General features: G+C 71.9%; 13 protein-coding genes. 4 read left to right on the top strand and 9 right to left on the bottom strand.

The genetic code is table 11. From position 1 onward, the window contains the following. Positions 1–17: 17 nt before the first annotated feature. Together ABD831_RS20385 and ABD831_RS20380 are read right to left on the bottom strand one after the other, a co-directional pair. The gene (locus ABD831_RS20385; RefSeq protein WP_344951233.1) at positions 18–1,655 is read right to left on the bottom strand and encodes an ABC-F family ATP-binding cassette domain-containing protein; all 1,638 of its coding nucleotides are present in this window, start codon (positions 1,653–1,655) and stop codon (positions 18–20) included. A 36-nt stretch (positions 1,656–1,691) separates the two neighbouring features. After that, positions 1,692–2,885: a molybdopterin molybdotransferase MoeA gene (locus tag ABD831_RS20380; RefSeq protein WP_344951231.1), complete on the bottom strand. Its 1,194-nt coding sequence runs from the start codon at positions 2,883–2,885 to the stop codon at positions 1,692–1,694. A gap of 42 nt (positions 2,886–2,927) precedes the next feature. On the opposite strand from ABD831_RS20380, the gene ABD831_RS20375 reads away from it, so the two are divergent. Both ABD831_RS20375 and ABD831_RS20370 read left to right on the top strand, forming a co-directional pair. After that, positions 2,928–4,259 carry a glycoside hydrolase family 1 protein gene (locus ABD831_RS20375; RefSeq protein ID WP_344951228.1) on the top strand — a complete coding sequence of 444 codons (1,332 nt, stop codon included), beginning with the start codon at positions 2,928–2,930 and terminating at the stop codon, positions 4,257–4,259. An 81-nt stretch (positions 4,260–4,340) separates the two neighbouring features. Beyond that, the gene (locus ABD831_RS20370; protein ID WP_344951225.1) at positions 4,341–4,778 is read left to right on the top strand and encodes a hypothetical protein; all 438 of its coding nucleotides are present in this window, start codon (positions 4,341–4,343) and stop codon (positions 4,776–4,778) included. Positions 4,779–4,836: 58 nt separating this feature from the next. Here ABD831_RS20370 and ABD831_RS20365 read toward each other — a convergent pair whose 3' ends face one another. Both ABD831_RS20365 and ABD831_RS20360 read right to left on the bottom strand, forming a co-directional pair. Beyond that, entirely contained in the window at positions 4,837–5,334 is a 498-nt protein-coding gene (locus ABD831_RS20365) for a hypothetical protein (protein WP_344951223.1), read from the bottom strand. A gap of 221 nt (positions 5,335–5,555) precedes the next feature. Continuing rightward, a complete protein-coding gene (locus ABD831_RS20360; protein ID WP_344951220.1) occupies positions 5,556–6,929 on the bottom strand; it encodes an L-serine ammonia-lyase in 1,374 nt (457 codons plus the stop codon). A 135-nt stretch (positions 6,930–7,064) separates the two neighbouring features. On the opposite strand from ABD831_RS20360, the gene ABD831_RS20355 reads away from it, so the two are divergent. Then, positions 7,065–7,394, top strand: a complete 330-nt coding sequence (locus tag ABD831_RS20355; RefSeq protein WP_344951217.1) for a hypothetical protein — start codon at positions 7,065–7,067, stop codon at positions 7,392–7,394. Between the two features lies 1 nt (position 7,395). Then, a complete protein-coding gene (locus ABD831_RS20350) occupies positions 7,396–8,343 on the top strand; it encodes an ornithine cyclodeaminase family protein (protein ID WP_344951214.1) in 948 nt (315 codons plus the stop codon). Positions 8,344–8,438: 95 nt separating this feature from the next. Here ABD831_RS20350 and ABD831_RS20345 read toward each other — a convergent pair whose 3' ends face one another. The 5 genes from ABD831_RS20345 to ABD831_RS20325 form a co-directional block, all read right to left on the bottom strand. Beyond that, on the bottom strand, positions 8,439–9,098 hold the full coding sequence (locus ABD831_RS20345) for an SDR family oxidoreductase (protein WP_344951211.1): 660 nt from the start codon (positions 9,096–9,098) through the stop codon (positions 8,439–8,441). Between the two features lie 116 nt (positions 9,099–9,214). After that, positions 9,215–9,979: an SRPBCC family protein gene (locus ABD831_RS20340; RefSeq protein WP_344951209.1), complete on the bottom strand. Its 765-nt coding sequence runs from the start codon at positions 9,977–9,979 to the stop codon at positions 9,215–9,217. A 7-nt stretch (positions 9,980–9,986) separates the two neighbouring features. After that, positions 9,987–10,844 (bottom strand): FAD binding domain-containing protein, encoded by an 858-nt coding sequence (locus ABD831_RS20335; RefSeq protein ID WP_344951206.1) that lies wholly within the window; start codon positions 10,842–10,844, stop codon positions 9,987–9,989. After that, the gene (locus ABD831_RS20330; RefSeq protein ID WP_344951203.1) at positions 10,841–13,327 is read right to left on the bottom strand and encodes a xanthine dehydrogenase family protein molybdopterin-binding subunit; all 2,487 of its coding nucleotides are present in this window, start codon (positions 13,325–13,327) and stop codon (positions 10,841–10,843) included. Before ABD831_RS20330 ends, ABD831_RS20335 begins: the two co-directional genes overlap by 4 nt. Further along, positions 13,324–13,827: a (2Fe-2S)-binding protein gene (locus tag ABD831_RS20325; RefSeq protein ID WP_344951200.1), complete on the bottom strand. Its 504-nt coding sequence runs from the start codon at positions 13,825–13,827 to the stop codon at positions 13,324–13,326. The genes ABD831_RS20330 and ABD831_RS20325 overlap by 4 nt, the downstream gene beginning before the upstream one ends. Positions 13,828–13,901 lie beyond the last annotated feature (74 nt).

Raw genomic sequence — 13,901 nt, 5'->3', positions numbered from 1 at the left:
TCGACACGAGGGCAGGGTCAGAGGCCGGTGACCTGTCCGGCCTCGACGTGCCAGCGCTCGTCGAGGCGGACGTTCTCGAGCAGCCGGCGGTCGTGCGAGACGAGCAGCAGCGCCCCGTCGTAGGAGTCGAGCGCTTCCTCCAGCTGCTCGATCGCGGGCAGGTCGAGGTGGTTGGTCGGCTCGTCGAGGACGAGCAGGTTGACGCCGCGAGCCTGCAGCAGTGCCATCGCGGCGCGCGTGCGCTCCCCCGGCGAGAGGCGCCCGACGGCGCTGCCCACCTGGTCGGCCTTGAGCCCGAACTTCGCGAGCAGGGTGCGGCGGTCGGCGGGGTTGACGTCTGGCACGGCCTCGCCGAACGCGTCGCCGAGCGGCAGGTCCTCGCGCAGCCCCGTGCGCGCCTGGTCGATCTCGCCGACGGCCACGCTCGCGCCGAGCGACGCGCTGCCGTCGTCTGGGGCGATGCGGCCGAGCAGCAGCGACAGCAAGGTCGTCTTGCCGGCGCCGTTGGGTCCGGTGATGCCGATGCGGCGGCGCGCCTCCACCTGGAGAGAGGCCGGCCCGAACGTCCAGTCGCCCCGGCGGACCACCGCCTCGTTGAGCGTCGACACGACCGAGCTCGAGCGCGGCGCCGCCCCGATCGAGAACTGCAGCACCCACTCCTTGCGCGGCTCGGCGACCTCGTCGAGCCGGGCGATCCGCGACTCCATCTGCCGCACCTTGCGCGCCTGCTTCTCGGACGACTCGATGCTGGCAGCGCGACGGTTCTTGTCGTTGTCGGGGCTCTTCTTCATGGCGTTGCGAACGCCCTTGGACGACCACTCCCGCTGGGTGCGCGCCCGCGACTCGAGGTCGGACTTGGTGCCGGCATAGGCCTCGTAGGCCTCTCGCGCGTGTCGCCGGGCGACCTCGCGCTCCTCGAGGTAGGACTCGTAGCCGCCGTCGTGGACCGAGACCGAGTTCTGCGCGAGGTCGAGCTCGACGATGCGCGTGACGCAGCGGGCGAGGAACTCGCGGTCGTGCGAGACGAGCACGACGCCAGCGCGCTGGCCGTGGACGAACGCCTCGAGGCGGTCGAGACCGGCGAGGTCGAGGTCGTTGGTGGGCTCGTCGAGCAGCACGAGGTCGAAGCGGCTCAGCAGCAGCGCGGCGAGCGCCGCCCGCGCGGCCTGGCCGCCGGAGAGCGACGTCATGAGCGCGTCGGCGCCCACGTCGAGACCCAGCTCGGCGAGCATCGGGGGGATGCGCTCGTCCAGGTCGGGCGCTCCGCTGACGAGCCAGTGGTCGAGCGCCACGGCATACGCCTCGTCGGCCTTCGGGTCGTCGCCGCCGAGGGCGCCCGCGGCCTCCTCCATCGCGGCGGTGGCGGCGGTGGCGCCGGTGCGCCGGCCGATGTGGTCGGCGACGGTCTCGCCGGGCACGCGTTCGTGCTCCTGCGGCAGCCAGCCGACGAACGCGTCGGAGGGAGCCGTCGTCACGGTGCCGTCGAGCGGCAGGTCTTCGCCCGCGAGGAGGCGCAGGAGCGTCGACTTGCCCGCACCGTTGGCGCCGACGACCCCGACGACGTCACCCGGGGCGACCGTGAGGTCGAGGTGCTCGAAGAGGGTCCGGTGGGCGTGGCCCCCGGCGAGGTCCTTGGCCACGAGGGTCGCGCTCACGTCCCACAGCCTAGGGGCGCCGGGCAGGTGCCCCGTTCACACCGGGTGGACGACGACGACGTCGCCGTCGATGAGCTGGTCGATGCCCTCGGGCACCTCCACGAGGCAGTTCGCCGCAGCGAGCGCCGTGAGGTGGCGGGCATCCGGGGACGTGACCGTGCCGTCGTCGTGGAGCACGCTCGTGACGAACTGGACGCGTCCGGCGCGCGTGCGCCGGGTCCTGCCTGCGTAGGCCGCGTGGCCGGGTCTCGCGCCCGGCTCCCCGTGGCGTCGGTCGAGGCCAGGACGGACGAGCACGTGGAAGGCGACGAAGGCCCCGACGGGGGTGCCCGGCAGGCACACGACGGGCGTGGACCCGTAGCGGCCGAGGCCCTGGGGTCCACCGGGCTGCATGGCGAGGTGGACGAAGTCGAAGGTCGGCAGCGGCGAGCACACCTGACGGACGACCTCGTAGGCGCCGACACTGACTCCCCCGGTCGTGACGACGAGGTCCACCTCGGGGTCGGCGTCGAGCTCGTCGAGGAGGCGTCGGAGGTCGTCGGGCTCGTCGGAGCACACCTCGACGCGGCGCACGTCGCAGCCGGCGGCCGCCGCGAGCGCGGCGACCATGTCGGAGTTGGACTCGTGGATGCCTCCGGCGCCGGGGTCGGTCTCCGGCGGGGCGAGCTCGGCGCCGGTCGCGACGACGGCGACCCGGGTGGGCAGGTGGACCTCGACCGTGGTGCAGCCGGCCGAGCGTCCGAGGGCGATCAGGGCCGGTGTCACGGCCGAGCCGGCTGTCCCGATCACCGTTCCGGCCGTCACGTCCTCTCCACGGAGTCGCACGTGCTGGCCGGCCGCGACCTCGCCCACCACGGTGACGCGCGACGGGGCCGGGCCGGTGGGGCTCGCGTCGGTGCGCTCGACGGGGACGACCGCCACCGTGCCCTCCGGCAGGCGCGCGCCCGTCATGACCCGGGCCGCCTCACCGGGCGCGAGCACGAAGTCCGGGGCCGACCCGGCCGGCACGTCGCCGACCACGGGGTGGCTGCGCTGATCCGGGGATCCGGGGCACACGGCATACCCGTCCATGGCCGAGTTGTCGAAGCGTGGGAGGTCGTCGGCGGCGACGAGGTCGGCGGCGAGGCGACGCCCGGCGGCATGCCGGTCGAGCGCGACCTGCGCGACCCTGCCGACCCCGAGGAGCCGCGCGACGGCGGCACGGTGCTCTGCGACGGAGACGTGACCCACGCGCGCCAGTCTGTCGCATCGGCCGCCGGTACGTTGAGTCGCATGGCGACCGTCGACGAGGTGACGCACGGCTTCCGGCTCGACGGGATGCTCCTCGGCGTCGCGACCGCCGCCACGCAGGTCGAGGGTGGCGACGTCGAGAGCAGCTGGAACGACTGGGCGGACCGTCCCGGCACCATCGCCGACGGCTCCACGCCGCGGCGCGCCACCGACCACTGGGCGCGGTGGCGTGAGGACACCGAGCTGCTGGCCGAGCTCGACGTGCAGGTCTACCGGATGAGTGTCGACTGGGCGCGCCTCGAGCCTCGGCCGGGTCGCTGGGACGAGGTGGCCTTCGCCCGCTACCGCGCGGAGCTGGAGCTGCTGCGCGACAAGGGGATCCGGCCTCTCGTGACACTGCACCACTTCAGCCACCCGCTGTGGTTCGAGCGCGACGGCGGATGGCTCGCACCCGGCGCCCTGTGGGTGTGGGAGCGCTTCGTCGCCGAGGTGGTGGAGCGGCTCGGCGACCTCGTCGCGGAGTGGGTGACGATCAACGAGCCCAACGTCTACGTCACCGGCGCGCACGTGTTCGGCGACTTCCCACCCGGCCACCGCAGCCTGCGTGAGGGGCTGCGCGTCTTCGAGGTCCTCGCCGTCGCGCACATCCGGGCGTATGCGCTCATCCACGCCCTGCGACCCGCCCCGGACACGATGGTCGGCGTCGCCCACCACCTGCGGCCCTTCCAGCCGGGCAACCCGCTCAACCCCTGGCACCGCGCGCTGACCGTGGTCATGCGCCGCCTCTTCCAGGACGCGATCGTGCGGGCCATGACGACCGGTGAGTTCACGGCGCCGCTGCGTCGGCCGGCGGGGATCACCCCCGGGCGTTACGCGGACTTCTTCGGCCTCAACTACTACTCCCGCACGACCGTGACGCGCTTCGACGACGGCACGCCCCCGGGCGTGCCCGTCAACGACCTCGGCTGGGAGGTGTATGCCGCCGGGCTCGGTCAGATGGCACGGTGGGCGTGGGAGACCTACCGCCTGCCCGTCTGGGTCACCGAGAACGGCACGTGCGACGCGGTCGACGCGTTCCGGTCGCGCTACCTCTGGGAGCACCTCGAGGTGTTGGGCACGGTTCGGGCCCGAGGAGTTCCGGTTGACCGCTACTACCACTGGTGCTTCGTCGACAACTGGGAGTGGAACGAGGGTGAGGTGCCCCGGTTCGGTCTGGTCGCCCTCGACTACGAGACGCAGCAGCGCTCCGTCCGCGACTCGGGTCGCTTCTTCGCCGAGGTCATTCGCGAGGCTGGTGGCACTACGGACCTGTATGCGAGATACGTTGCAGGACATACATATCCGATCAGCGAGGCCGAGGGCCATCATCGCTGACAGCGGTCTTCGGGAGACGCGCCCCAGCGCGCGACCACGGGGGTAACGTCAAGGGAGTGGACTCTCTCCGAGGAGGCTCTCATGCGACTCCGGCACCTGTGCGATGCGAGCTGGACCTACGACCTCATCCACGAGGTCGAACCCTCGGCCGGACGTGACGGCCGGATCTACGGCCAGGGCACGGGCACGCTGACAGGGCGCCTGTCAGGCACGGCCTCGTGGTCGAACTTCCCCCGTATCCGGGAGGGGTGGGCCTCGCCGGACGCCCGCGGCGTCATCCACGTCGAGGACGGCGTGGTGCTCTTCACGTTGACCGGGTTGTCCTCGCTGACGGACGGACGCGGCGTGCACGTCCTGACCTTCCAGGCGGAGGCGCCGTCTCACCGGTGGCTCGACGACGTCATCGCCATCGGCGAGGGGACCATCGACGTCGAGCGGGCGCGCCTGGCCATGCGCTACTACGAGTGCGAGGTCGAGCTGCCCCTGCCGGACCTCGACGAGGCTCCGCAGGAGTCCTGACAGGGCAGCCGCCCCGCCCCTGACCAGGGCGAGGCGGCCACGGAGCCGACTGCTCCGCTCACCCCTCCGGAGCGGAGCAGGTGCCCTTGTCCCACGTGAAGCTCGCGCCGGGGGACCAGTGGCTGACGATCTGCACCTTGACGTTCCCACCCGTCGTCGTGTCGTGCAGGACCCAATGCTCCGTGTCGGTGAAGACCATGGGCGTGCCCGTGGCGTCCATCTTGCCGCCGAACCACGAAGCGCCGGAGACCGTGTAGAGGTCGCCGTTCGCACCCATCAGGGTGACGCCGTGCGTGTTCACGGTCCCGGTCTCGTGGAACACGCCCTGACCATCGACCGTCCAGTGGTCGACCATGCTGACCGTGCCGCTGAGCGCCGTGATGTCCCCCGTCGGCGAGCTGCACTCGAAGACGGCCCCCGCTGCCGGGAACGACGAGTGCTCGGTACCTCCGCTCGCGGGCACGGCGCCTGCCGGTCCTGCAGCTGCTGTGGCCAGTCCGATCGTGCCCAGTGCGGTGATGCCGGCCAGGACGGCGCGGCTGCGCAGTGAACGCATGAGTGTCCCCTTCTCCCTGTGTTGACCAGCCGGCGCAGAGCCCCCGAGGTCGGCGGGTGGCGCCGATCGACGCCACCTCCCAAAGTGCTCCGAGCCCGGTCCCCAGAGACGAAAAAGGCCGAACTGTCAGCGAATTCGCAGAGAAGTGCTCAGTTCTGAGCATGCGCTGCACGCAAAGCCGACATTCACGGCGCCGCCGCGGATCCTGCGGAAGGGCGGGGTCAACACTCGATGACGTTGACCGCGAGGCCGCCGCGCGCGGTCTCCTTGTACTTCACCTTCATGTCGCGGCCGGTCTCGCGCATCGTCTTGACGACCTTGTCGAGGCTCACGACGTGCGAGCCGTCACCGCGCAGGGCGGTGCGAGCCGCCGTGATGGCCTTGACCGACGCGATGGCGTTGCGCTCGATGCAGGGGATCTGCACGAGGCCGCCGACCGGGTCGCAGGTGAGGCCGAGATTGTGCTCCATGCCGATCTCGGCGGCGTTCTCGACCTGCTCGGGCGTGCCGCCCATGACGGCGGCCATCGCGCCGGCCGCCATCGAGCACGCGGAGCCGACCTCACCCTGGCAGCCGACCTCGGCACCGGAGATCGAGGCGGTCTCCTTGTAGATGACGCCGATCGCGCCCGCGGTGAGCAGGAAGCGGACGATGCCGTCGCGGTCCGCGCCGTTGACGAAGTTCGCGTAGTAGTGGAGCACCGCGGGGATGATGCCGGCGGCGCCGTTGGTCGGAGCCGTGACGACGCGCCCACCCGACGCGTTCTCCTCGTTGACGGCGAGGGCGTAGAGGGTGATCCAGTCCATGCCGCGCAGCGGGTCGTCGCTCTGGCCCTCGAGCTGAAGGCGTCGGGCCAGCTCGGGCGCGCGGCGACGCACACGGAGGCCACCGGGCAGCACGCCCTCGGTGGCGATGCCGTTGCGCACGCACTCCTTCATGACGCGCCAGATGTCGAGCAGGCCGTCGCGGACCTCCTGCTCGGTGCGCCACGACAGCTCGTTCTCGAGCATGATGCGGGCGATCGACTTGCCGGTCTCGCGGCAGTGGGCGAGCAGCTCGTCGCCAGTGCGGAAGGGGTGCGCGACGGGCGTCGAGTCCTCGACGATCTTGCTCGACCCGTCGGCGTCCTCGCCGACGACGAAGCCGCCGCCGACGGAGTAGTAGGTGTGCTCGGCGAGCGTCACGCCGTCGGCGTCGCGTGCTGTGAACGTCATGCCGTTGGGGTGCAGCGGCAGGGTCTTGCGCCGGTGCAGGGTGAGGTCCTCGTCCTCGACGAAGTCGATCTCGTGCTGCCCGAGCAGGGCGAGACGGTTGCTCGAGCGGATCTCGGCGAGGCGCCCTTCGACGGCGCGCGGGTCGCACAGCTCGGGCCGCTCCCCCGTGAGGCCGAGCAGGACGGCCTTGTCGCTGCCGTGCCCGTGTCCGGTGGCGCCGAGCGAGCCGAAGAGCTGCGAGCGCACGCGCGCGACCCGGTCGAGGACTCCCTCGTCACGCAGCCGCTCGGCGAAGAGCGCGGCGGCCCGCATCGGACCGACCGTGTGCGAGCTCGACGGCCCGATGCCGATCGAGAAGAGGTCGAAAACGCTGAGCGCCATGATGTCCTGACTTCGTGTCGTCGTTGACGGCTGCCACCCGGGGTGGTGGGCGACCGCACGAGCGTACGTCCACGGTCGTCCTCGGCGCACATGCCCGGCCAGGCGCCCTCGCACGCCGACACCTAGAGTCGACGCGTGCCCCAGGTCAGTGCTGACGTCCATGTGCCGCTCCCGCCACCTGTCGCCCGAGCGCTGACCGCGACGGTCGGCGAGCCGGCGCTGCTGCTGCCCGCCCACGTGAGGGCCGAGCCGCTGACCTGGCGCTTCGACGCCGAGGACGAGGGGACGCTCGTCGTGCTGACGCTGGCGTATGCCGTGTCGCCCGGCTGGGTGCGCCGGTTCACCCACGAGGTCACCCAGTGGACGCTCGCCAGGCAGCTGCGGGCCCACCTGGCGCAGGTCGCCGACGCGGCCACCGACCCGGCGCGAGCCGAGCGGGCCCGGTCCAGCGCCGAGCAGGCCTGACGTGCAGCAGCCTCGCTGGGTCGACGCCGCCACCGTGCGCCGGAGCGTGTCGCCGGACCGCGCCCGCAGGCTCATCCGGCGCGAGCTCGCCGACGGGCTCGACCCGGCGTCGGACCCGCCCCGTCTGGCCGCGTCGGTCGGCGACGGCCAGCTCCTCGTCATGCCGTCGACCAACCGGCGCTCGGCCGGCACCAAGGTGCTCTCGGTCGCGCCGGGCAACCCGGCCCGCGGTCACGACCGCATCCAGGCCGTCTACGTCCTGCTCGACGCCGACACCCTGAGCCCCTCGGTCCTCATCGACGGCACCGCTGTGACCTCGCTGCGCACCCCAGCCGTGTCGGCCGTCGCCATCGACGCGCTGGCCCCGGCCGAGGTCGGGTCGGCAGTCATCTTCGGCAGCGGTCCGCAGGCGCTCGGGCACGCGGAGGCGCTGCTCGCCATCCGGCATACGCCATCGGTGACGGTCGTCGGCCGGCGCGGTGACGCCGCCCGCTCGACGGCGCAGCGCATCTCGGGACTCGCGTCGACCCACCGGCTCGCCACGCGCGGGCTCACGGTCGGCGACCCCCAGGTCGAGGCGGCGGTCCGCGAGGCGCAGGTCGTCGTGACCGCGACGTCGGCCACGACCCCGGTGCTCGACGACGACTGGGTGGCCGACGGGGCCTGCGTCGTCGCCATCGGCTCGCACGAGCCGCACCGGCGCGAGCTCGGGTCGGGCCTGCTCGGACGCTCGCTCGTCGTCGTCGAGGAGATCGGGACGGCGCGCCGCGAGGCAGGCGACGTCATCCTCGCGGCGGCGCAGGGCGCGCTCGACTGGGCCGACGTGCGCACCCTCGCGGACGTCGTGCTCGGCCGGGTCGAGCGCGCGACGGACCGTCCGAACGTCTTCAAGAGCGTCGGCATGGCGTGGCAGGACCTCGTCATCGCCGAGCACGTGGCCCGCCCCTGACGTCGAGTGAGCGCCCCGTCCCAGTCGAGTGAGCAGGCGACCCCACACGACCCATGCACGTGGGACGGAGCGCTCACTCGAGTGGGACGGAGCGCTCACTCGACGGTGGTGGCGACGACCTCGTCGATGGGCTGGAAGCCGTCGTTGAACGCCAGGATGCGGCGGGCCGTCGGGTCGGGGTGCTCCACGACCGAGCGGATGACGTGGGCGACGTTGTCGCGGGACACCTGACCGGCGACGACTCCTTCACCGGCCGCGATGTGACCGGTGGCCGCGTCCGTGGTCAGGCTGCTCGGGCGCAGGATCGTCCACGCGAGGTCGGTGCCCTGGAGGTACTCGTCGGCTGCGGTCTTGGCCTCGGCGTAGGCGTAGAAGCCGTTGTCCTCGGGCACGCCGTGGTCGGGCCCGGCGCCGAAGTAGGACACCATGACGTAGCGCCCGACGCCGGCCTGCACGGCCGCGTCCATCGAGCGGATCGCGGCGTCGCGGTCGACGGCATACGTCCGCTCGGGGCTCCCGCCGCCGGCTCCGGCCGACCACACGACGACGTCGCTGCCACGCAGCAGCTCGGCGATCTCGTCGGTCGACGCGTGCTCGATGTCGAGCACGGCGGCCGTGGCGCCGGTGGCCTCGACGTCGGCCACGTGGTCGGGGTTGCGGACGACGGACGTGACGTCGTGCCCGTCGTCGACGAGCAGCGGGGCAGCGAGCAGGGCGACCTTGCCGTGGCCGCCGAGGACAGTGACGCGGGACATGACTCTCCTGGGGTTGGTGGGCTCTTCATCGTCCAACACGGCGAGCCGACGAGGTATGCCGCAGGCCCGGTCGCGACGGCGACCGGGCCTGCGGGTGGGGCTGGGTGGAGGTGGGCTCAGGACCTGCTGCCGCGGCCGACGAGCCAGCCGATGACGACCCCGATGGCGGCCGCCGCCGCGTAGCCGGCATACCGCTGGATGAGGACCGGCATGACGGCCGAGCCGAGGTCGAGGGGCGCATCCTCCTCGATGTCGGCGGGGACCCGGCGCGGCGGCTTCGGCGCGTGTGCCACCGGAGGCGACGACGCCGTCGGCGCCGCAGCCATCGCCGCGCCGGTGTCGGCCGCGAGCGCGTCGGAGCCGGTCTCGACGTAGCCGTTCGAGCCGGCCGGAGCAGCCGCAGCCATCGCGGCCGGAGCAGCCTCCGGCTCGGCGGGCGGTCCGGTGAGCTGCGTCTCGATGCAGGCGACGAACGCCTGGAGCAGCTTGTCGGACACGTCCTGCATGACGCCCCGGCCGAACTGGGCCGGCTTGCCGGTGACGGCGAGGTCGGTGACGACGTCGGCCCGGGCGCCGGTGCCGTCGGGGCTCAGGGTGATGGTCACCGTGGCCCCGGCGGTGCCGTTGCCGCGCTTGTCCTTGCCCTTGGCCTCGATGACGGCGTGGTGCGTCGCGTCGTCGCGCTCGACGAAGGAGCCCGACCCGGAGTAGACCAGTGCGATCGGCCCGAGCTTGACCTTGACCGTGCCGGAGAACCCGTCGTCGGTCACCTCCGTCACGGTGGCCCCGGGGAAGCACCCGCCGACGCGCTCGAGGTCCATGAAGAGGGCCCACGCGTCGTCGACCGAGGTCGGCACGGTGAAGGAGTGCGTCAGGTCCATCCGGCGATCACGCTCCTGCCGCGGCGAGGACCGCGCGCCGCGTCAGCACCGTGGCGAGGTGCTTGCGGTAGTCGGAGTCGCCGTTGAGGTCCGAGGGCGGGTTGGTGCCCTCGGCGACGGACGCGACCGCGGCACGGACGGCTTCGTCGGTCGCGGGCTGCCCGACGAGGGCCTCCTCGACCGAGCGCGCCCGCAGCGGCGTCGAGCCCATGTTGGTCAGCCCGACGCGCGCCTCGGCGATCGAGCCGCCCTCGCTGCGCACCGTCGCCGCCACGCCGACGATCGACCACTGGTGGCTGACGCGGACGAACTTCTCGTAGTGCGCACCCCAGCCAGTGTGCTTCGGGACGCGGATCTGGGTCAGCAGCTCGCTCTCGCCGACGGCGGTCGTGAAGAGGTCCTCGAAGAAGTCCTCGGCCGCGACGGTACGCGTCGCTCCGCCAGCACCGGCTATGACGAACTCGGCCCCGAGCGCGAGCGCGGGAGCGCCGACGTCGCCGGCTGGGTCGGCGTGCACGAGTGCACCACCGATCGTGCCGCGGTGCCGGATCTGGGGGTCGGCCACGGTCTGGATCGCCTTGGACAGCAGGGCCGCGTGGGTGGACACGGCCTCGGAGGCCAGCACGGCGGCATACGTCGTCATGGCGCCGATGACGAGGCGGTCGCCGTCCTCGGAGACACCCTGCAGCTCGGGGATGCGCCCGAGGTCGATGACGACCCCCGGCGCGTTGAGGCGCATGCGCAGGATCGGCAGCAGCGACTGCCCTCCGGCGAGCACCTTCGCGTCGTCACCGTGCTCGGCGAGCGCGCGGATGGCCTCCTCGACCGACGCGGGCGCGAGGTAGTCGAACTGTGCGGGGATCATGCCTGGCTCCCTTCGCTCCCGGCACCGGGATCCTGGTTCGGCACGCCCTCGTCGAAGTGCGGCTGCGCGTCCCGCTCACCCTCCCCGGGCACCGAGCGGCCCTTCTGGATGGCCTTCCACACCCGCTCGGGAGTGCACGGCATGAGGATGTCGTCGACGCCGAGCGGACGCACCGCGTCGACGATCGCGTTGACGACCGCCGGTGTGGAGGCGATGGCGCCTGCCTCGCCGACTCCCTTGGTGCCCAACGCGGTGTAGGTCGCGGGTGTCGTCGTGTGGTCGGTGATGAAGCTGATCGTGTCGGCAGAGGTCGGCAGGGTGTAGTCGACGAACGAGCCGGTCACGAGCGTGCCCTGCTCGTCGTACTCCGCCCCCTCCCAGAGTGCCTGGGCGATGCCCTGGACGAGACCGCCGTGCACCTGACCCTCGACGATGAGCGGGTTGATGATGGTGCCGATGTCGTCGACGCAGACGTACTTGCGCATCGTCGTCGCCCCCGTCTCGGTGTCGACCTCCATGGCGCACAGGTGCGTGCCGTGCGGGAAGGAGAAGTTGTCGGGGTCGAAGGTCGCGTCGGCGTCGATGGACGGCTCGAACCCGTCGGGCAGGTTGTGTCCGGTCCACGCCGCCATCGCGATCTCGGCCATGCTCACGCCCTTGTCGGTGCCCTTGACGCCGAAGGTGCCGGCCTTGAACTCGATGTCGTCGACGCTTGCCTCGAGCAGGTGGGCCGCGACGGTCCGGGCCTTCTCGATGACCTTGTCGGCGGCCCTGACGACGGCCTCGGCGCCCACGACGAGCGAGCGCGAGCCGTAGGTGTCCATGCCTCTCGGCGAGGTCTGCGTGTCGCCGTGCAGCACCTCGACGTCCTCGAACGGGACGCCCAGCCGGTCGGCGACGATCTGGCTCCATGCCGTCTCGTGGCCCTGGCCGTGCGGCGAGACGCCGGTGATGACCTCGACCTTGCCGGTCGCGAGCATGCGGATGCTGGCACTCTCCCAGCCGCCGGCGCCGTAGTTGAGGGCGCCGAGGATGCGTGAGGGCGCGAGGCCGCACATCTCGGTGAAGGTCGAGATGCCGATGCCGAGCTGCACGGGGTCGTTGCTCTCGCGGCGCCGCTTCTGCTCGGCGCGCAGCTCGTCGTAGCCGAAGAGCTCCTTGGCCTTGGCGGTGGCCGCCTCGTAGTTGCCGGAGTCGTAGGTCATCCCGGCGACCGACGTGAACGGGAACTCGTCGTGGGTGATCCAGTTCTGCTCGCGGACCTCGAGCGGGTCGCGGCCGAGCTCTGCGGCGAGCTCGTCCATCATCCGTTCGATGGCGAAGGTCGCCTCGGGGCGACCGGCGCCGCGGTAGGCGTCGACCCACGTCTTGTTGGTCAGCAGCGTCCGCACGGTGAAGTGGTAGGCGGCGAACTTGTAGATGGAGTTGAACATCCACGCGCCGAGCACGGGGACGCCTCCGCCGACGACGCCGACGTAGGCACCGAGGTCGGCGAGCAGCTCGACCTTGAGGCCGGTGACGCGTCCCTCCTTGGTGGCGGCGAGCGTCAGCTTCTGCCACTGGTCGCGGCCGTGGTGGCCCGAGAGCAGCGACTCGCTCCGGGTCTCGGTGTACTTGCACGGCTTGCCGAGCCGGCGCGCGACGGCGATGGTGGCGAACTCCTCGGGGGTCGTCTGGAGCTTGCCGCCGAAGCCGCCTCCGACGTCGGGGGCGATGATCCGCACCTTGGACTCGGGGATGCCGGTGGTCGCCGCGACGAGGAAGCGCAGGATGTGCGGCACCTGGGTCGAGGTCCACACCGTCATCTGCTCGCCTGTCGGGTCGCAGACGGTCGAGCGCGGCTCCATGAAGGCGGGGATGAGCCGCTGCTGGCGGAACTCCCGCTCGATGACGATGCCCCCGTCGCGGGCCTTGGCGATCTCGTCCTCGACGTCGGTGCCCGAGCCCTGGGCCGCCGAGTCGAGGGTCCAGACCGCGGAGGTGTTGGTGCCGAGGTCGGGGTGCGCGAGCACCTCGTCCTTGACGGCCTCCTTGAGGTCGAGCACGGCGGGCAGCTCGTCGTAGTCGACGTCGACGAGCTCGGCCGCGTCGCGGGCCTCGGCCGCGGTGCGGGCCGCGACGACGGCGACGATCTCGCCAGCGCACGCGACGTGGTCGACGACGACGGGCAGGTGGTTCGGGGTCTTCTGCTCCGCGTTGAGCGGCCACGCGTTGGCGACGACGCCCTGGACGTCCTTGATGTCGGCGCCGGTGACGACCCCGACGACGCCCGGGGCCTTTTTGGCCTCATCGGTGTTGATCGCCGTCACGGTGGCGTGGGCGAAGGGGCTGCGCACCATGGCGAGGTGCAGCATGCCGGGCAGCTGGATGTTGTCGGTCCAGCGGGTGCGGCCGGTGATGAGGCGCTGGTCCTCCTTGCGGGTGCGGGCCTTACCGATCTCGGGGGTAGGTGCGTCGGCCGCGCGGTCCTCGGTGATCGTCATGACGACACCGCCTGGGCGCTCGACTGCGAGCTCGAGCTGCTCATCGCGCCGGCCGCCTGCTGCACGGCCTTGACGATGTTGTGGTAGCCGGTGCAGCGGCAGAGGTTGCCCTCGAGACCCTCGCGGATCTCCTGCTCGCTCGGGTCGGGGTTGTTCTTGAGGACGTCACACGCCTGCATGATCATGCCGGGGGTGCAGTAGCCGCACTGGAGGGCGTGGCACTCGTGGAAGGCCTGCTGGACCGGGTGCAGCTCGCCGTCCGTGGCGAGCCCCTCGATCGTGGTCACCTCGTGGCCGTCCGCCTGGACGGCGAGGACGTTGCACGACTTCACACTCGTGCCGTCGAGGTGCACGGTGCAGGCACCGCAGTTGCTGGTGTCGCACCCGACGACGGTTCCGGTCTTGCCCAGGCCCTCGCGAAGGTACTGGACCAAAAGGGTCCTGGGCTCGACCTCGTCGGAGTAGCTCACCCCGTCGACGGTCACATTGATTCGGGTCATGCTGTCGGTCCTCCTGCCACGCTGCAGTTGACATCGTTGACTTCCCCACGCGCAGTCTTACTCGCCGTCACCTG

This window comes from Terrabacter ginsenosidimutans (genome assembly GCF_039539425.1).
In the GTDB taxonomy this organism is placed as follows: domain Bacteria; phylum Actinomycetota; class Actinomycetes; order Actinomycetales; family Dermatophilaceae; genus Terrabacter; species Terrabacter ginsenosidimutans.
Note: the sequence above shows the minus strand (reverse complement) of the source record. Positions and strands in the feature narration are given on the sequence as shown.